The 19181-nt window shown below is 65.3% G+C and carries 14 protein-coding genes; 7 read left to right on the top strand and 7 right to left on the bottom strand.

What is annotated here, in order from left to right; translation table 11 throughout:
• Nucleotides 1–2: 2 nt before the first annotated feature.
• The 7 genes from PVA39_RS02200 to pilG form a co-directional block, all read right to left on the bottom strand.
• Complete coding sequence (locus PVA39_RS02200; RefSeq protein WP_274122592.1) at nucleotides 3–1061, bottom strand: chemotaxis protein CheB; 1059 nt, start codon at nucleotides 1059–1061, stop codon at nucleotides 3–5.
• On the bottom strand, nucleotides 1058–8566 hold the full coding sequence (locus PVA39_RS02195) for an Hpt domain-containing protein (protein ID WP_274122591.1): 7509 nt from the start codon (nucleotides 8564–8566) through the stop codon (nucleotides 1058–1060). Before PVA39_RS02195 ends, PVA39_RS02200 begins: the two co-directional genes overlap by 4 nt.
• A 14-nt stretch (nucleotides 8567–8580) precedes the next feature.
• Entirely contained in the window at nucleotides 8581–9429 is an 849-nt protein-coding gene (locus PVA39_RS02190) for a CheR family methyltransferase (protein ID WP_274122590.1), read from the bottom strand.
• A gap of 68 nt (nucleotides 9430–9497) precedes the next feature.
• Nucleotides 9498–11546 carry a methyl-accepting chemotaxis protein gene (locus PVA39_RS02185; RefSeq protein WP_147175423.1) on the bottom strand — a complete coding sequence of 683 codons (2049 nt, stop codon included), beginning with the start codon at nucleotides 11544–11546 and terminating at the stop codon, nucleotides 9498–9500.
• Nucleotides 11547–11628: 82 nt separating this feature from the next.
• Nucleotides 11629–12168: a chemotaxis protein CheW gene (locus PVA39_RS02180; RefSeq protein WP_027903969.1), complete on the bottom strand. Its 540-nt coding sequence runs from the start codon at nucleotides 12166–12168 to the stop codon at nucleotides 11629–11631.
• A 43-nt stretch (nucleotides 12169–12211) separates the two neighbouring features.
• The gene (pilH, locus tag PVA39_RS02175; RefSeq protein WP_013789448.1) at nucleotides 12212–12577 is read right to left on the bottom strand and encodes a twitching motility response regulator PilH; all 366 of its coding nucleotides are present in this window, start codon (nucleotides 12575–12577) and stop codon (nucleotides 12212–12214) included.
• A 49-nt stretch (nucleotides 12578–12626) separates the two neighbouring features.
• Entirely contained in the window at nucleotides 12627–13034 is a 408-nt protein-coding gene (gene pilG, locus PVA39_RS02170) for a twitching motility response regulator PilG (protein ID WP_013789447.1), read from the bottom strand.
• Between the two features lie 227 nt (nucleotides 13035–13261).
• Between pilG and gshB the strand changes: the two genes are divergently transcribed.
• From gshB to PVA39_RS02135, 7 genes are all read left to right on the top strand, one after another.
• Entirely contained in the window at nucleotides 13262–14224 is a 963-nt protein-coding gene (gene gshB, locus PVA39_RS02165) for a glutathione synthase (RefSeq protein WP_274122589.1), read from the top strand.
• A gap of 84 nt (nucleotides 14225–14308) precedes the next feature.
• Nucleotides 14309–15205: an energy transducer TonB gene (locus PVA39_RS02160; RefSeq protein WP_274122588.1), complete on the top strand. Its 897-nt coding sequence runs from the start codon at nucleotides 14309–14311 to the stop codon at nucleotides 15203–15205.
• A 70-nt stretch (nucleotides 15206–15275) separates the two neighbouring features.
• Nucleotides 15276–15845: a YqgE/AlgH family protein gene (locus tag PVA39_RS02155; RefSeq protein WP_147175419.1), complete on the top strand. Its 570-nt coding sequence runs from the start codon at nucleotides 15276–15278 to the stop codon at nucleotides 15843–15845.
• A complete protein-coding gene (gene ruvX / locus PVA39_RS02150; protein ID WP_274122587.1) occupies nucleotides 15845–16288 on the top strand; it encodes a Holliday junction resolvase RuvX in 444 nt (147 codons plus the stop codon). The genes PVA39_RS02155 and ruvX overlap by 1 nt, the downstream gene beginning before the upstream one ends.
• A 21-nt stretch (nucleotides 16289–16309) precedes the next feature.
• Nucleotides 16310–16831 (top strand): bifunctional pyr operon transcriptional regulator/uracil phosphoribosyltransferase PyrR, encoded by a 522-nt coding sequence (gene pyrR / locus PVA39_RS02145; protein ID WP_013789442.1) that lies wholly within the window; start codon nucleotides 16310–16312, stop codon nucleotides 16829–16831.
• Nucleotides 16828–17835, top strand: coding sequence for an aspartate carbamoyltransferase catalytic subunit (locus tag PVA39_RS02140; RefSeq protein WP_075928475.1), 1008 nt, complete (start codon nucleotides 16828–16830; stop codon nucleotides 17833–17835). The genes pyrR and PVA39_RS02140 overlap by 4 nt, the downstream gene beginning before the upstream one ends.
• Complete coding sequence (locus tag PVA39_RS02135; protein ID WP_274122586.1) at nucleotides 17835–19106, top strand: dihydroorotase; 1272 nt, start codon at nucleotides 17835–17837, stop codon at nucleotides 19104–19106. The genes PVA39_RS02140 and PVA39_RS02135 overlap by 1 nt, the downstream gene beginning before the upstream one ends.
• Nucleotides 19107–19181: the final 75 nt, after the last annotated feature.

Below are 19181 nucleotides of genomic sequence, written 5' to 3'. Positions count from 1 at the left end.
TGTCAGACAGCGAACGAGGTAGAAGAAGATTGCCGCTCAACGGCGCACTGCTCGGCAAGGTGCTCGACCAGCGCCGCGGCCAGTTCCCGCGGGTCGGCGGTGAAGCTGCTGTAGCCGCCTTCGCGCAGGCTGTCAGGCATGCTCGAACAGGCGCAGCTGTCGGCCCGCTGCGTCCAGATGATGCCGCCCTGGCGCTTCACGTAGGCGGCCGCGGCGCTGCCATCGCTGCCCATGCCGCTGAAGGCGATCACGCCACTGCCGGCAGCATAGCGCTGGGCCAGGTTGAGCATCATCTGGTCGATCGACGGGCTGTAAGGCTCTGGCCAGGGGCGCGCGGCGACACGCATCACGCCATCATCGGTGAAGGTCAGCTCGCTGCTGATCGGCACCACCACCACTTCGCCACAGCGCAGGGCGTCGCCATCACGCACGTTGCCAACCCGCCACTGGCTATGGCGACCAACGGCCTGTGGCAAGGTGGTCTCGAAGCTGGGGTCGATGTGCTGGGCATACAGGAAGGCCACCGGCAGACCGCCCGGCAGCGCATCGAGAAACGCCTTGACCGCCGCAGGCCCGCCCAGCGATGCCGCCAGCAGCCACACCTGGCGGGCGGGCTCGCCAGCCTGCAGCGGGGTATTGGCCAGCACAGCCGGCAAATCGATGCGCTCAGGGCGCTGCGCTTCGGCCAGCAAGCTGTCCAGGCCCCCACCGGCAGTGGCCAGCGCCGGGTCACCGACCAGCTTCTTCAGCTTGCCAACCAGCCGCCGCTCCCAGCGTGGATAATTTTCCGAGCTGCGCTCGGGTGCATGGCCCTCGCCGAACAGTACCGGCACCTCGGCCTCGGCCAGCAGGGTATCGATCAGCGGCAGATCCTCGGACTGCACCAGATCGACCAGCCACAGGTCCGCTTCGCAGGCCCGCAGCGCCGCATCATCGAGGCGCTCCGGGTCGCTGTTGAGCACCACCTGGTAACCGTTGCTGCTCAACGCCTGCTGCAGCACATGGCGCTGCAGCGAGGTGTCGGCAATTACCGCAATACGGGCTGCACTGGATGGATTCATGGTCGTTTCGTCCACTTCTCGATGGAGTCGAGCAGCAGCGACTCCTGGTACGGCTTGCCGAGGTACTCGTTGACGCCGATGCTCATCGCCCGCTCGCGGTGTTTCTCACCGGTACGCGAGGTGATCATGATGATCGGCAGGTCCTTGAGACCTTCGTCGTGGCGAATCAGGTTGGCGACCTCGAAGCCGTCCATGCGCGGCATCTCGATGTCCAGCAACATGATGTCGGGGCGATGCTCCTGCAGCTGGGCGATGGCGTCGACCCCGTCCTTGGCGGTCAGCACGTTCATGCCGTTGCGTTCCAGCAGGCGGCTGGTGACCTTGCGCACGGTAACCGAGTCGTCCACCACCATGACCAGGGTCGGGCGATCGACCTCGACCTCTGCCACGGCGCCAGCATCGGCCGACAGGCGCGGCCGCACCTGATACTGCAGGTGGGCGTGCAATTCGCGGATGGTCGCCAGCAGGTCGAGAATCACCACCACGCGACCGTCGCCGAGGATGGTCGCACCGGAAATGCCCGGCACCGTGGCGAACTGCGGACCGAGGCTCTTCACCACGATCTCCCGCGAACCGGCCAGGGAATCCACCTGCACGGCCACGGCGTGCTCGCTGGAGCGCACCAGGATCACCGGCAACGGCAGGCTCTGGCCGACCAGTTTGGGATGCTGGCCGTTGTTGAGCAGGTCGCCCAGGTAACGCAGTTCGTAGGCTTGGCCGGCGTATTCGAAACGCGGCGCATCGGGGCCGTAGTAGCTTTCCAGCTCGTACGGCGAAACCCGCACGATACCTTCGATGGTGTTGAGCGGAATGGCGTACAGGTCTTCGCCGGACAGCACCATCAGCGCACGGTTGACCGATACGGTGAACGGCAGGCGGATGCGGAAGGTGGTGCCTTCGCCGATGACCGAGTCGATGCTCATCGAGCCGCCGAGCTGCTTGACCTCGGCGTTGACCACGTCCATGCCGACGCCACGCCCGGAAATCTGCGTGACCTTCTCGGCGGTGGAGAAACCAGCTTCGAGGATGAACTGCAGGATCTCGTGTTCGCTGAGATCGGCGCCGGCATCCATCAGGCCGCGTTCGATGGCCTTGCGGCGCACCGCATCGAGGTTGATGCCGGCGCCGTCGTCGCTGAGCGTCAGCACGATATCACCGCCTTCGCGGCCCAGTTCCAGGCGAATGCTGCCCTGTTCCGGCTTGCCGGCCTTGGCCCGCACCGCAGCGCCTTCGATACCGTGGTCGACGGCGTTGCGCAGCATGTGTTCCAGGGGCGCGACGATGCGCTCCAGCACCGTGCGGTCCATCTCGCCATCGGCGTTGCCGACGGTGAACTCGACCTGCTTGCCGAGCTCGCTGGCGACCTGGCGCACGATACGGCGCAGACGCGGCACCAGGCGGTCGAACGGCACCATGCGCGTGCGCATCAGGCCTTCCTGCAGCTCGGTGTTGACCCGCGCCTGTTGCAGCAACAGGGTTTCCGCATCGCGGTTACGCGAAGCCAGGGTTTCCTTGAGGTCCAGCAAGTCGGAGGCCGATTCGAACAGGGCCCGCGACAGCTGCTGCAGCTGGGAATGGCGGTCCATTTCCAGCGGGTCGAACTCTTCGTAACCGGCGCGCTCGGCCTCGGCCTGGTAGCGGCTGAGGATCTGCGCCTGGGTTTCGGTGTCCAGGCGGCGCAGCTGATCGCGAACGCGATCGATGGTGGCTTCCATCTCGCTCAGGGTAAAGCCGAAGTCGCTGACCTGCTGCTCCACGCGGCCCCGGAAGATCGACGTCTCACCGGCCAGGTTGACCAGGCCTTCGAGCAGATCGGCGGGCACCTTGACCAGCTCCTGCGGGGCACGTCGTGCGGCGGCCTCTTCGGCAGCCACTTCGGCACGCTGCACGAACGGCAGCACGCGGTTCTCTACCGCGACCACCGGCCGCTCGCTAGCGGCGACGATAGAAGTCGCCGCACGCGCCACCGGCAGCTCCGGCTCGGCTGCCGGGCGCTCGTCCTGGGGTTGCTGCTGCAGGCGCAGGCGCAACTCGTCGAGGCTCTTCTGCAGCCCCTCGAAGCCGGACTGCACGTCGAGGAACAGGCTGTCCGGCCAGGGCGCACCTTGCGTCTGGGCTTCGGTCAGGTGCTGTTCCAGGTCATGGCTCTGGTCGCCCAGCTGCTTCTGCCCGGCCAGGCGGGCACCACCCTTGAGGGTGTGCAGGATGCGCAGCAGGTCGTCGATGCAGCTGGCATCGTCACGGCGCTCTTCCCAGCGGCCGATGCCAGCTTCCATGGCTTCGAGCAGATCGTCGGCTTCTTCCAGGAAGATATCGAGGATTTCATCGCCGTCGGCATCGAAGGCTTCCTGCGCCGCGGCATGCATCGGCACGGCGCGCGGCATGCTCAGTTGCTCGTCCGGGTTGGCACGCAGGCGGCGAATGGTTTCGATCAACTCATCGCCATTGGGCACCGCGCGCTGCGAGCGCACCGCGTCGAGCATTTCGGCAAGGCGGTCGTGGCAGGCATGCAGCAGCTCGAACAACATCGGGCTGGGGCGCAGGCGACCGTTGCCGAGGTCCTCGTAGAGGAACTCCAGCTCGTGGGCCAGATCGCCGATCTCACGGATCTCGGCCATCCGCGCACCACCCTTGAGGGTGTGCAGGTCGCGCTGCAGGGATTCCAGATCGAGGCTGTTGTCGACATCGTCCATCCAGTGCGTCAGCGCCGCACCGGCGCTGTCGATGATGTCGAAGCCTTCTTCGAGAAAGATCTCCACCAGCTCGGGGTCGCGGTCGCTATGCACCGCAGCTTGCGGGGCAGGCTCAGCGCGCACCACCGGCGGCTCGACGATTTCCGCGACGGGCTCTGCGACCGGCGCTTCGGGCTCCGGCTCAGGCCAGGCATCCGGGTGCTCGACCGGCTCGGCCGCGACCAGCGCCTCGGGCTCGTCGGGCTGCTCGTCCTGGCCGCCGCGCTGGCGGAACTGGCGAATGGCTTCGACCAGCTCGTCGGCAGGCTGTGCCGGCTGACGGGCCTGCAGGCTAGCGAGCATGTCGCCGAGCCTTGCATGACCCTGCTGCACGCTGTCGGTGGCGAACGGGGAAACGCCATAACGGCGATCCACGAGGCCTTCGTAAAGGGCTTCCAGCTCATGGGCCAGGGCGCTGATCGGCGTCACGCCGGCCATGTTGGCGCCGCCCTTTAGGGTGTGCATGTCGCGCTGCAGCGACGAGGCAAGGCTGCGGTTGTCGGGCTCGGCCAGCCAGCGCTGCAGATTGCCGGCGGCGCTGTCGAGGATGTCAACCGCCTCTTCGAGGAAGATCGACTCCAGCTCGTTGTCGTCCGACTCGGCGGCATCCACGGATTCGTCGAGCGGCTCGCCGGCCATTTCAGACGCTTCCAGCACGCGGGTCGCTTCTTCCAGCTCGACTACCTGCAAGCCCGGCACGTCGCCGGACAGCAGAGCCAGCTTGGCCGGATCCAGCGCTTCATCGAACAGCGCGCGCAAGGCGGCCACGCGTTCGGGGCTGGGCGTGACTTCGAGGCCGGCAGCGACCTGATCCATCATGCTGACCAGCGCCTCGTGGGCCTGCTCGACCTCGTCGAAGAAACGCTCGCTGACCGCCAGGCTGCCATCTTCGACAGCGCCGTAGACGTCCAGCAATGCCTCGCACAGCTCATCGATCTGCGGCAGCTCGGCCATTTCTGCGCCGCGGCCGAGGGTAGTCAGCTCTTCCAGCAGGGTATTCAGCTCCTGGCGCTCGGAAGGCTGCTGGCGCCAGCTGCGCAGCAGGTCTTCGGCGTCCAGCAGGATGTCCATGCCTTCGGCCAGGAAGATGCTGATCAGCTGCGGATCGCGGCTCTCACCGTGTTCGTCCTGGCGCTGGCTTTGGGCATGTTCGAGGCGCTGCTCGTGCAGCTGGCGCACGCGCTCCAGGAAGGCGTCGGTGCCCGGGATCGGTCGCAGCGGGTCGCTTTCCAGCTGGGCCAGGCCCTGGCGGAACAGCGCCTGGGCTTCGACCAGCACCTCGGCTTCGGCCAGGTCCAGCGGCAGCAGGTTGACCTTGAACTCCTTGACCATCTTCTCCAGCGGCGCGGCCACTTCGGCCATCGGCAGAATGCCGGCCATATAGGCGCTGCCCTTGAGCGTGTGCAGGGCACGCTGCAGGTCATCGGTGACCGGCTGCGGCATCTCGCGGGCGCAGTCATCAAGGAACGCGGCCAGGGTATCCAGATGGGTTTCCGCCTCGTTGCGGAAGATCTCCAGCAACTGCGGGTCGAGACCCGCCGGCTCTTCATACGCAGGCTCCGGATGAACAGGTGCGGCAGCCTCGATCTCGCCCGCGGGCTCGGCTACCGCAGCAGCCGGGGCGTCATGCTTTGGGAGGCTCAGCCCCTTGGCCAGTGCGTGGGCATCGGCTGCCAAGCGGTCGACATCATCACACTGACGCTGGGCCTGGGCGGCGAACTCATCGACCAGCTCGGGCGTCAACGCCACCACCTGGTTAATTACCTGCTTGACCTCGTCACCGGGCTGGATGCTGCGGTCAAGCACACGGTTGAGCAGGTTCTCGATGGACCAGGCCAGCTCGCCGATCACCAGTGCACGCACCATGCGACCACTGCCCTTGAGGGTGTGGAAGGCGCGGCGAATTTCGGTCAGCGCCTCGCGGTCGTCGGTGTCGGCACACCAACGCGGCAGGAATTCGGCGATGGTTTCCAGCACCTCGCCGGCTTCCTCGATAAAGACCTCACGCAATTCTTCGTCGATGGGCTCTTCATCGGCGGGCGGCGGCAGCAGGCTGGGCGGCACGTCCGCCGCCGGCGGATTGATGGCCTGCACCGGCGCAGCCATCACGTCGGCCATGGACAGCGGCTTTTCGGCAGCCGGCTCCTCGACTACAGGCGCTTCGGGCAAACCGGGCAGCTCGACTTCCGGCAATTGCAGGTCGTCGAGGTCGACCTCGTTCCACTGCGGCTCGTCGCCGGCATCGAGATCCAGAGACTCCAGCTCCAGCGGTTGTTCTTCGAAACCCTGGCTCGGCAGATCGAGGACCGGCAGCTCGGCGACAGTCGGCTCGGCATCGACCGGCTCGAGATCACTTTGCAGCTCGTCCAGCGACCACAGCTCGTCCTCGGCACGGCCGTGCGGCTCGGGCGCGGCGGCCGGCTGATCGTCGAGGTCGAAGGACCACTCGTTATCGGCGACCGAAGCGGGTTGCTCGATAACCGGCAGCATCTCCAGTTCACCAAGCTCAAGCGGCTCGGCCGAGAGCAGGAAGTCGTCGTCCTGCTTCGCGGTGCTCGGCGCTTCGTCCAGCAGCTCGCTGTCATGCAGCGACCAGGCATCGTCGGCCACCGCGGCCTTGGCATCGGCGTAGGGGTCGTCGCCCAGTTCGCTCAGGTCGAGTGCGTAGGGGTCGGTCGCGGTGTCGCTTGGCTCAGGCGTCAGCGCCTGGGGCTGCTCGTCGGCCAGCGCCCAGCTGTCGGCTTCTGCAGTCTCGACCAGCGTCTCAGTCGTCTGCTCGCCAGGCTCGATCACCTCATCATGCAGCTCAGGCAGCTCGGCAGGCTGCGAAACCAGAGGCTCGGCAGTTTGCTCCTCCTGCGGCCAATGCGTATCAGCCACATCGCCAGCCAGGTCGACCTGCTCACTGGCCAGCTGCGGCTGTTCGAAAGCAGGCTCGTCCAGCACGGGCAGCTCGGCGACCGGCTCAGCCGCGGTATCCGCGTCAGCGCTTTCGATAGCAGGAGTGGCCAGCACGTCGATATCGTGCAGCGGGTCGTCCAGCGGCGCCGGCTCGTCCTCGGCAGGCGCATCGAGAATCGACGGCGCGTCCTGCAGCGGATAACCCAGCGCCCCGAGGCTTTCCTCGGCGACGTCGAGAATAAGATCGCCCTGGGTGGCGTGGTCTTCGGACAGACGCTCCAGGTAGTACTCCACGCTGGTGATGGCATCGGCCAGGGTGTCGAGGTTCTGCCAATTCGGCACCGCCTTGCGGGCCAGCAGCTGTTCCTGGATATAGCGGTTGCAGGCATTGAGCAGCGCCGCGGCGCGCTCCAGCGGAATCATCGCCAGACCGCCACGCACCTGGGTCAACAACTCCGGCACGCGGGCCAGGTGGTCGTGGTTCCACTGCGAGGCGATGAACTCGATAATCGCGTCCTTGGCCTGTTCCAGGCCGGTGCGCGCTTCCTTGATCACCAGCTGATGAATCTGCCCGACATCAGTGGTCGGCAGGTGGCTTTCTTCACGCTTGTTGCCGTCGTTCTGGCCGACCATGCCGGTCAGGGTCGCTTCGACGTAGAGCAGCGCACCGGCGACGTCCATCAGCACGGCGTCGCTCGGCGACTGGGCGCCCTCGGTCAGGGCGCGTACCACGTCGAGCTGGTCGACGATGACCTTGCGCGGCTGGGCAAAACCGAGCACGGCCAGGGTATCGGCGATCTGCTTGAGCGGCACCAGCAGGTTTTGCAGTTCGTTGACCTGGGCACGGTCGCTGCGCACGAACAGGTCGAGGCTGTCCTTGACCCGCACCAGCTCTTCACAGAGCGCGCCAACCACCGAGCGCATGGCATCGCGGTCGGGGCCGGCCAGGCGGGCACGCTCTTCATCGACCACGCCGTCGTCGGGCAGCGCTTCGTCGAGGTTGTAGCGCTCGCGCAGCACCTGGTTGCGCGGCGACTGCGGCGAGGCCTTGGCGACGTAAAACAGCAGGTTCTTGGTGAGTTCGTCCGGAGCACTCTGGTTGATGCCGTCAGCGCCCTGTTCGGTCAGGCGCTTGAGTTCCTTGTCGACCTGGCGCAGCAACGTGCGCACCGAGGTGCCGTTGGCGATGCTGCCGTTGGACAGACCTTCGACGACGCCGGAAGCGATCTGCCACAGCGACTCGAGGGGCGAGTGCTTGCACAGGGTTTCCAGGCGTGCAAACACCCGCGCCATGTAGCCGAGGTTGGTATCCATGTCCTGCTGGCGAATGACGCCTACCAGCGCCACCTGCAGCATCTGCCGCAGCTTGCGCAGCAGGGTCGGCAGTTCGGCGGTGCGCAGCTGGGTCAGCGACTCGGGCGACAGCGCCGCAGCACGGGCGGACAGGTCAGGCGAGAACAGGCTGGTTTCCGACAGCAGCTTCTCGCCCCGCGCGGCGCGCAGGTCGTTGAGCAGCGGCAGCACCACCATGGGCAGGTCACGGCGTGCGGTCTGGATGCGGTCCAGGTACACCGGCAGTTGCAGGATGGCCTGCATCAGCACTTCCAGCGCTTCGCCCTGGTTGGCCACGCGGCCGTCGATCAGCGCCTGGGACAGGTGCTCCATTTCCTCGGCGAGCAAGGCCGCGCCGAAGAACTCGACCATCTGCAGGGTGCCGTGAACCTGATGCACGTAGGTCTGGCAGAAGCGCATGCGTGTCGAATCCTGCGGATTCTCGACGAACGCCTCCAGTGCCTGTCGCGCCTGCTTCAGGGTTTCCGCGATTTCGCCCTTGACCCACTCCAGGGCGACATAGTCGTGCCGATCACCCATACACACTCCGTCTCTTAGCCCTTGCGGGTATACGCCAGCACTCGCTCATCGGCCACCGGACGCATGTCCGGATGCTGCCAGCCGACCACTTCGCCCACCCCGATCACCAGCAAGCCACCTGGCGCCAGGCACTCGGCCAGGCGGTTGAGGATCTCGCGGCGTCGCCAGCGGCGGAAATAGATCAGCAAGTTCTGGCAAAAAATAACGTCCATGCCGGTCATTGGCGCCTTGTCCAACTCCAGCACGTTGAGCCTGGCGCAGCACACCCGTGCGGCCAGTTCCGGCAAAACCTTGAAGCGTCCATCGCCCTGCTGCGCGAAATAGCGCGCACGCAGCGCTTCGTCCATGGGTTGCAGCCTGCGTCCGTCGTACAAACCTTCCCGGGCCTTGGCCAGGGCGCTGCGGCTGATATCGGTGCCGGTAACGCCAAAGCGCCCCTCAGGTCCCAGCACTTCGCTGGCGCCGATAGCCAGCGAATAGGGCTCCTCACCGCTGGAGCAACCCACGCTCCAGATCGCCAGGGGCCTGTCCAGCCTCTGCTCACCGCGCCGGGCAAGGTACGCCTGGTAAACCTCGAACGAGGCCGGATGCCGGTAGAAGCGGGTTTCCTGTACGGTCAGCCGATCCAGCAGATTGGCCCATTCCACGGCACCGCGCGGGCCATCGGTGACCTGCCGGTAATAGGCGGCATAGTCGGCGATGCCCAGTTCGCGCATTCGCGTGCTCAGGTTGGTCTGCAGGAAGATGCGGCGCTGTTCGTTGACCACCATGCCCAGGCGCGACTCCAGCAACTGTTGCCAGTCGCGGAACTCGTTGGCGGACATGTCCACCACTGGCTGCAAGGCCCAGACGCCTGACTGCATGTTGAAGCCCTCGCTCGAGCACGCGCCCGCCGCCTGGTGCATCGTTCAATGCGCCAGACGGCAGACGATCACGCCTGCTCGCCGTCGTTTGGCAGGTTGAAGCCGGACACCGAATTGCGCATCTCGCTGGCCATCTTGGCCAGGTTGCCAATGCTCTTGGCGGTGGCGGTGGTACCGGACGAGGTCTGCGAGGTGATCTCCTGAATCACGTTCATGGTGTTGGAGATGTGGCCGGCAGACGATGCCTGCTGACGTGCCGCGTTGGAAATGTTCTGGATGAGCGCGGCGAGGGTCTTGGATACCTTCTCGATCTCTTCCAGGGCCACACCGGCGTCCTGCGCCAGGCGTGCACCGCGTACCACCTCGGAGGTGGTCTGTTCCATGGAGATAACGGCTTCGTTGGTGTCGGTCTGAATGGTCTTTACCAGCGCCTCGATCTGCTTGGTCGCGCCGGAAGAACGTTCGGCGAGGCGTTGTACCTCGTCCGCTACCACGGCGAAGCCTCGGCCTGCGTCACCGGCCATGGAGGCCTGGATCGCGGCATTCAGTGCGAGGATGTTGGTCTGGTCGGCGATGTCGTTGATGAGGCTTACGATGTCACCGATCTCCTGGGACGATTCACCGAGGCGCTTGATTCGCTTCGAGGTGTCCTGGATCTGCTCACGGATGTTGTCCATGCCGGTGATGGTGTTGTGTACGACTTCGTTGCCCTTGTTGGCGATGGCTACGGAACGTTCCGCTACCGCGGAGGACTCCGAGGCGTTCGCCGATACCTGGTCAATCGAGACCGCCATTTCGTTGATCGCGGCCGAGGCCCCGGCGATTTCCTGGGCCTGGTGCTCGGATGCCTCGGCTAGGTGCATGGCGGTGGCCTGGGTTTCCTGGGCGGCACCGGCCACCTGTACGGCGGTCATGTTGATCGTCGCGACCAGGTCGCGCAGCTGGTCGATGGAGTAGTTGATGGAGTCGGCGATGGCACCGGTGAAGTCTTCGGTTACCGTCGCGGCCACCGTCAGGTCACCGTCGGCGAGGTCGGCGATCTCATCGAGCAGACGCAGAATCGCGGTCTGGTTACGTTCGTTCTTCTCGGCGGTTTCGGCCAGTCGACGGTTGGTCTCCTGCACCATCACCAGGCCGATGATCAGAATCGAGCCCAGTGCCAGGGCGCCCAACACATAACCGGCGATGGTGTTCAGCGAACGACCGTCGGCCAGGCCTTCGAAACCCGCCGACAGCGCCGAAGCCTTGTCGAGCAGGGTTTGCGAAACGGTAAAGATGGTGTTGGCCGATTCACGAACCTGGAACAGTTCGGGCGAGGTCTCGAGAATTTCGTCCACCGAGCCGGATACGAATTCGAACAGCTCGGAAATCTCGCCGAGGCGCTCCAGGGCTTCCTGGTCGCTGACCTTGGTGATTTCCATGGCGGCGTTGCCTTCCTGCATGGCGCTCAGTACGCGGCCGAACAGGCTGGCGTCGCGGCCGAACATGTCGGCGGCCTGTACCGAATCCTGGTCACCGGCCAGCACCTTGTTCACCGAGCCGAGAATACGTTCGGCGAGCAGCGACTGGCGCTGGGCCACCGAGACCTGGGCCGCCGGCGCACCGCTTTCCAGCAGGATGTCGACCACTTCTTCGTACTCGACCTGCAGCTGCGGAATGGTTTCGGCCAGGGTGGCGGCTACCTGGTGCAGCGACAGAACGGTCTGCTCGCTGGCCAGGATGGCGTCGGCGTTCTGGCGCAGCGCGTCCCAGTCCTGCTGCACGGCAGCCATCTGCGCCTGTACATCAGCGGGCGCTGCTGGCAGGCCGCTCTGCGCATTGCCATCGGTCAGGTAGGCCCAGCGCTTCTGGAAGTCGTTGCGCGCATCGCGCAACAGCGCGAAGGCTTCGGGCTTGCCCGCGGCGGATTCGGTGGCGTCCTTGGCGATACGCTGGGACAGTACGCGCAGTTCACCGGCGTGACCGAGGTACTCGGTATCGTGGTTACTCTGCGTGTTCATGTACGCGAAGTTGGCGAACAGCATCACGATCGAAACGATCAGGACGACGAACAGCCCCGCCACGAGCCCACCGACCCGTGTCCCCGCCAGCACGTTGTTGGAGATTACTTTTTTCATTATCTGGCCCCCGCCTGGACCCTACCGCACTTCGAATTCCATCTAACGTCAGAAGGCAGGCTGTGCCGCCCCCACCGAAAAGCTATCTGTATGCCACGTCCACAAACTCGGGTGCCTGGGCCAGCGCATGAGGGCTGAACACCAACCAGGGCTGCTCGCGCTGGAACACGCCGTGAATGAACGGTGCGATGGACGCCTCGAGCGCTGGCAACTGCTCGGAGAAGGTATCCACCGCAAAATGCTGCATGCCGAACACCTCGTCGACCGTCAGGCCGGCGAAGATGTCCTGGTGATCGACCACCAGCACCCGCCGCTGCTTGCGCAAGGGCGACAGCTCGCCGCCGAAAAAGCCGCACAGGTCCATCACCGGCAGCAATCGTCCGCGCACGTTGGCAACGCCCTTGACCCAGCTTTTCACACCGGGCAGCAAGGTATGTCGTGGCTCGTGCAACACTTCACCGACCTCACCCATCGGTGCGACGAAAAACCGCTCGCCCATGCGAAAGCCAATGCCACTCCAGGTCTGCACCGCCACCTGCTGCGATGGCAAGCCCGCTGCCAACGCGCGGCAACGCTGCTCGATACCGAGAAGGATCTGAAAGGGGGTGCGTGTCTCTGACATGCCTGTCGTGACCTTCTTCTTTTGTCGTGTCGCGGGCGCGGCCTCAGCCGGCGAGTACCGCGTTCAGTGTTTTCAGCAGCGTAGCTTCGTCCACCGGTTTGGTCAGGTAGTCCTTGGCGCCCTGGCGCTTGCCCCAGACCTTGTCGGTTTCCTGATCCTTGGTGGTCACGATGATCACCGGGATATGGCTGGTTTCGGCATCCTTGGTCAGCTGTCGGGTGGCCTGGAAGCCATTGAGCCCGGGCATGACGATGTCCATCAGCACCACATCGGGTTTTTCCTGGCGCGCCAGGGCGACGCCGTCGGCGCCGTTTTCGGCCTTGAGTACCTGATGGCCATGTTTTTCCAGCATGGCGGTCAGCTTGTACATTTCGGTCGGCGAGTCATCAACAATCAGAATTCGAGCCATGATGTTTCCCAATACATAGAAGAGAGGCGGTAGTAGCGACAGCCGGGTGTCAGGACGCCTGCTCGACCGGAGAGAACTCCGGGACGTGGGCCTTGATCGCGCCGAGCAGCTCTTCCTTGCTGAATGGCTTGGTCAGGTATTGATCAGAACCGACGATGCGCCCCTTGGCCTTGTCGAACAGGCCGTCCTTGGACGACAGCATGATAACGGGGGTGGATTTGAAGGCACTGTTGTTCTTGATCAACGCGCAGGTCTGATAACCATCCAGACGCGGCATCATGATGTCGACGAAGATGATGCTCGGGTGGGTGTCGGCAATCTTCGCCAGGGCGTCGAAACCGTCCACTGCGGTGATCACATCACAGCCCACCTTTTTCAGCAGGGTTTCCGCTGTACGACGAATCGTCTTCGAGTCGTCGATCACCATCACCCTCAAGCCTTCCGAATGCTGTTCCATGTCTGCCCTGCCACCACTTCGGTGAGTCGTTGTATTACGCCATATCCAGTGCGCCGGAGGCCCTGAAATCAATGGGCCCGGCCCATCGCTGGGCCTTTGTAGCACACTCTCCACATGCAAGCCATCGGCCTGCTCGCCCTTGACCGGCCGCCCTGTCAGCGCCACCCTTGGCGCCCATCCCTGCTACCTTCGCGGCTGCTTCGCACCGCCTCTACGGAGATACTTCAATGAGCGTTCGCCTCGGCATCGTCATGGATCCCATCGCGCAGATTTCCTACAAGAAGGACAGCTCGCTGGCCATGCTTCTGGCAGCCCAGGCGCGTGGCTGGAGCCTCTTCTATATGGAGCAGAAGGACCTCTATCAGGCCGCTGGCGTCGCTCGCGGCCGCACACGTCCGCTCAAGGTGTTCGCCGATCCCCAGCACTGGTTCGAATTCGGTGACGAGCAGGACATGCCCCTGGCCGAACTCGACGTGATCCTGATGCGCAAGGATCCGCCCTTCGATAACGAATTCGTCTATTCAACCTACCTGCTCGAACAGGCCGAGGAAGCCGGCACGCTGGTGGTCAACCGACCACAGAGCCTGCGCGACTGCAACGAGAAGTTCTTCGCCACCCGTTTTCCGCAATTCACGCCGGAGACGCTGGTCAGCCGCAGACCCGACATTTTGCGTGATTTCGCGAGGCAGCACCGTGACATCATTCTCAAACCCCTCGATGGAATGGGCGGATCAATGATCTTTCGTCACCGCGAGGGCGACCCGAACCTGTCGGTGATTCTCGAAGCCCTCACCGCCCACGGCAGCCAGCAGATCATGGCGCAGCGTTACCTGCCGGCCATCGTCGACGGCGACAAGCGTATTCTGATGATAGACGGTGAACCGGTGCCGTACTGCCTGGCGCGCATTCCGGCCAGCGGCGAGACCCGAGGCAACCTGGCTGCAGGCGGTCGCGGTGAAGCCCGCCCGCTGACCGAGCGCGACCGCGAAATCGCAGCTGCCGTCGGCCCGAGCCTGCGTGAGCGCGGCCTGCTGTTCGTCGGCCTGGACGTGATCGGCGACCGCCTCACCGAGATCAACGTCACCAGCCCGACCTGCATTCGCGAGATCGACGCCGCCTTCGATACGCGCATCGGCGAACAGCTGATGGACAAGATTGCCGAAAAGCTCAATGCGCGGAGTGCTTCATAGACTTTTGCACATCGCCTCGGCAGACTGCGCGGCAACCCAGCACACCTGTGCCGAAACGCTGACAGCCCCTGACGACAGATAGTGATGAACGCGACAGCCACCCCACCCGATCTCACCCCCTCCGGCGTTCGCCCGGCGGATCGGCTGGGGTTCACCCTGTTCCTGGCGGCAGTGCTGCACATCGCGCTGATTCTCGGTGTGAGCTTCACCTTCGCCGAGCCCGGGCAGATCAGCAAAACCCTGGAAATAACCCTGTCCACCTTCAAGAGCGATGAAAAGCCCAAGGAGGCGGACTTCCTCGCCCAGGACAACCAGCAGGGCAGCGGCACCCTGGAGAAGAAGGCGGCGCCGACCACCACTGAACAGGCGCCCTTCCAGGACACCGAGGTGCGCAAGGTGACGCCCGCCGCCGCGCCGCCCCCGCCTGCCGTGAAACCCGAAGCGCCCAAAGCCGCGGTCACCACCCGCGCCCCGCAGCAGCAGAAGGCACCGGCCAAGCGCGAAGAGACCAAACCGACGCCGCCGAGCCAGGAGGCGCCGTCGTTCGATAGCGCCCAGCTGTCCGCCGAGATCGCCAGCCTGGAAGCCGAGCTGTCAGACCAGGTGCAGCAGTACGCCAAACGTCCGAAGATCCACCGCCTCAACGCCGCCTCGACCATGCGCGACAAGGGCGCCTGGTACAAGGACGAGTGGCGCAAGAAGGTCGAGCGCATCGGCAACCTCAACTACCCGGACGATGCACGGCGCCGGCAGATCCACGGCAGCCTGCGCCTGCTGGTGTCGATCAACCGGGACGGCAGCCTGTACGAAGTGATGGTGCTGGAATCGTCCGGCGAGCAGGTGCTCGACCAGGCCGCCATGCGCATCGTGCGCCTGGCCGCGCCCTACGCGCCGTTCACCGGCGATCTGGCCGACATCGACCGCTTGGAAATCATCCGCACCTGGCGTTTCGAGCGTGGCGACCGCCTGTCGAGCAACTGACCCCCGGCGCGACGTTTTCGTCCATACGTGCAGCTTGTAGCTTGCGCCGCGCAGCTTCAAACTAGCGGCCATGAAAGACGCCAGCCCGAGCATTCTCAAGCACCACTTCCTGATCGCCATGCCGCACATGGACGATCCGAATTTCGCGCATACCGTGATCTACCTCATCGATCACAACGACCAGGGCGCCATGGGCCTGGTGATCAACCGCCCCAACGGCCTGAACCTGGCCGACGTGCTCGAACAGCTACGGCCGGACAGTGATCCTTCGGTGCTGTGCCAGAGCCTGCCGATCTTCAGTGGCGGCCCGGTGCAGACCGACCGCGGCTTCGTGCTGCACCCCAAGGGCCAGCACTTCCAGGCTACCGTCGATCTCGGCGACCTCAGTCTGTCTACCTCCCAGGACGTGCTGTTCGCCATCGCCGAAGGCAAAGGCCCGGCCAGCCACCTGATCGCCCTCGGCTACGCCGGCTGGGGCGCCGGTCAGTTGGAGGCCGAGCTGGCCGATAATGCCTGGCTGACCTGCCCGGCGAACCAGGCGATTCTGTTCGAAACGCCCTATGACCAGCGCCTCGGCGCCGCCGCCGCGCTGCTCGGCATCGACCTCAACCTGCTCACCGCCCAGGCGGGCCACGCCTGATGGCCGACATCGACAAACAATCGCTACGCCTGTTGCTCGGTTTCGACTACGGCACCAAGCAGATCGGCGTCGCCGTCGGCCAGCCGATCACTGGCTCGGCCCGCGAGCTGTGCATCCTCAAGGCGCAGAACGGCGTGCCGGACTGGCAGAAGGTCGAAGCGCTGATCAAGGAATGGCAACCCGATGCCATCGTCGTCGGCCTGCCGTTGAACATGGACGGCACGCCGAGCGACATGAGCGAACGGGCCGAGAAGTTCGCCCGTCGCCTCAACGGTCGTTTCAACCTGCCGGTCTTCACCCACGACGAACGCCTGACCACCTATGCCGCCAAGGGCGAGCGCCTGCAGCAGGGCCAGACCGGCGGCTATCGCCAGCGCCCGGTCGACGCGCTGGCCGCCGCCCTTTTGCTGCAGGGCTGGCTGGAAGAAAACTGCCTGGGCTGACCCGGCCACAAGGAGCTTTAGATGAGCCTACCCAACCCCGCCGAACTGCTGCCGCAGATGGCGACCTCGCTGAGCAACCACCTGAGCCGCCGGCAGATCAGCACACCGCGCTTCATCGGCATCCGCACCGGCGGCGTGTGGGTGGCCCAGGCGCTGCTCGAGCAATTGGGCCGTGACGAGCCATTGGGCGTACTCGACGTATCCTTCTACCGCGACGACTTCACCCAGAACGGCCTGCACCCACAGGTGCAGCCTTCCGAGCTGCCGTTCGAGATCGAAGGTCAGCACCTGGTGCTGATCGACGACGTGCTGATGAGCGGGCGCACCATCCGCGCCGCCCTGAACGAGCTGTTCGACTACGGCCGCCCGGCCAGCGTGACCCTGGTCAGCTTGCTCGACCTGGACGCCCGCGAACTGCCGATCCGCCCCGACGTGGTGGGCGCGACGCTGTCGCTGGCGGCCGATCAGCGGGTAAAATTGTCCGGCCCCGCGCCCTTCACCCTCGAACTCCAGACGCTTTCCGACCAAGGCCGTCCGCAATGACCGCACTCGATGCCAAGCGCCCCCTGCAACTGAACGACCAAGGCCAGTTGCGCCACTTCCTGTCCCTCGACGGCCTGCCCCGCGAGCTGCTGACGGAAATCCTTGACACCGCCGACTCCTTCCTCGAAGTCGGCGCCCGCGCCGTGAAGAAGGTCCCACTGCTGCGCGGTAAGACAGTGTGCAACGTGTTCTTCGAGAACTCCACGCGCACGCGCACCACCTTCGAGCTGGCCGCTCAGCGCCTGTCCGCCGACGTGATCAGCCTGAACGTGTCGACCAGTTCGACCAGCAAGGGCGAGACGCTGTTCGACACCCTGCGCAATCTCGAAGCCATGGCCGCCGACATCTTCGTGGTGCGTCATGCCGGCTCCGGCGCCGCCCACTTCATCGCCGAACACGTGTGCCCGAACCTGGCGATCATCAACGGTGGCGACGGTCGCCACGCGCACCCGACCCAGGGCATGCTCGACATGCTGACCATCCGCCGCCACAAGGGCAGCTTCGAGAATCTCTCGGTGGCCATCGTCGGCGACATCCTGCACTCGCGGGTGGCGCGCTCCAACATGCTGGCGCTCAAGACCCTCGGCTGCCCCGACATCCGCGTGATCGCGCCGAAGACCCTGCTGCCCATCGGCCTGGAAGAAAGCTACGGCGTGCGCGTGTTCAGCGACGCCAATGAAGGCCTTAAGGATGTCGACGTGGTGATCATGCTGCGCCTGCAGCGCGAGCGCATGACCGGCGGCCTGCTGCCCAGCGAGGGCGAGTTCTACCGCCTGTTCGGCCTGACTGAGCAGCGCCTCAAGCTGGCCAAGCCCGATGCCCTGGTCATGCACCCGGGGCCGATCAACCGCGGCGTGGAGATCGAGTCGGCGGTGGCCGACGGCCCGCAATCGGTGATTCTCAACCAGGTCACCTACGGCATCGCCATCCGCATGGCCGTGCTGTCCATGGCCATGAGCGGCCAGAACGCCCAACGCCAACTCAACGCTGAGGAGCAAAACTGATGCGTACCCGTATCCTCGGCGCCCGCGTCATCGACCCGAGCAGCGGCTTCGATCAGGTCGCCGACCTGTACATAGAAGGGGGCAAGCTAAGCGCCATCGGCCAGGCGCCGGTCGGCTTCGAAGCCGACCAGACCCTGGACGCCAGCGGCCTGGTCGCGGCACCCGGCCTGGTCGACCTGTCCGTCGCCCTGCGCGAGCCTGGCTACAGCCGCAAGGGCAGCATCGCCAGCGAAACCCTGGCCGCTGCCGCTGGCGGCGTCACCAGCCTGTGCTGCCCGCCGATCACCAAGCCGGTGCTGGACACCTCGGCGGTGGCCGAACTGATCCTCGACCGCGCCCGCGAAGCCGGCCACGCCAAGGTGTTTCCCATCGGCGCCCTGAGCAAGGGGCTCGATGGCGAGCAACTCGCCGAGCTGGTCGCCCTGCGCGACGCCGGCTGCGTGGCGTTCGGCAATGGCCTGAACAATTTCCGCAACGCGCGCACCCTGCGCCGCGCCCTGGAATATGCAGCCACCTTCGACCTCACGGTGATCTTCCACTCCCAGGATCACGACCTCGCCGAAGGCGGCCTGGCCCATGAAGGCGCCACTGCCAGCTTCCTCGGCCTTTCGGGGATTCCCGAAACCGCCGAGACCGTGGCCCTGGCCCGCGACCTGTTGCTGGTCGAGCAGAGCGGCGTGCGCGCGCATTTCAGCCAGCTGACCAGCGCCCGCGGCGCGCAGCTGATCGCCGATGCCCAGGCTCGCGGCCTGCCGGTGACCGCCGATGTGGCGCTGTACCAGCTGATTCTCACCGACGAGGCGCTGATCGACTTTTCCAGCCTCTATCACGTGCAACCGCCACTACGCACCCGCGCCGACCGTGACGGCCTGCGCGAGGCGGTGAAGAGCGGTGTGATCAGCGCCATCTCCAGCCATCACCAGCCCCACGAGCTCGACGCCAAGCTGGCGCCCTTCGGCGAGACCGAGCCCGGCATCAGCGGCGTGCAGTTACTGCTGCCACTGGCCATGACCCTGGTGCAAGACGGCTTGCTGGACCTGCCCACCCTGCTCGCCCGCCTGAGCAGCGGCCCGGCGCAGGCACTACGCCTGCCGGTTGGCCAGCTCAAGCAGGGGGATGCGGCGGATGTACTGCTGTTCGACCCCCAGGCCTCCACCGTGGCCGGCGAAAGCTGGTACTCCAAAGGCCGCAACAGCCCATTCCTGGGCCACTGCCTGCCTGGCCAGGTGCGCTACACCCTGGTGGACGGGCATATCAGCTTTCAGAGCTGAGATACCACCGGCTCATGTGTGGGCGGGCCATGCCCGCGAAATAATCCGCATCAACCAGGCATCCCTGTCGCCCCA

It is taken from the genome of Pseudomonas sp. CNPSo 3701, assembly GCF_028674975.1.
In the GTDB taxonomy this organism is placed as follows: Bacteria; Pseudomonadota; Gammaproteobacteria; order Pseudomonadales; family Pseudomonadaceae; genus Aquipseudomonas; species Aquipseudomonas straminea.
The sequence above is the reverse complement of the archived record's forward strand: the minus strand, read 5'-3'. Positions and strand labels throughout refer to the sequence as shown.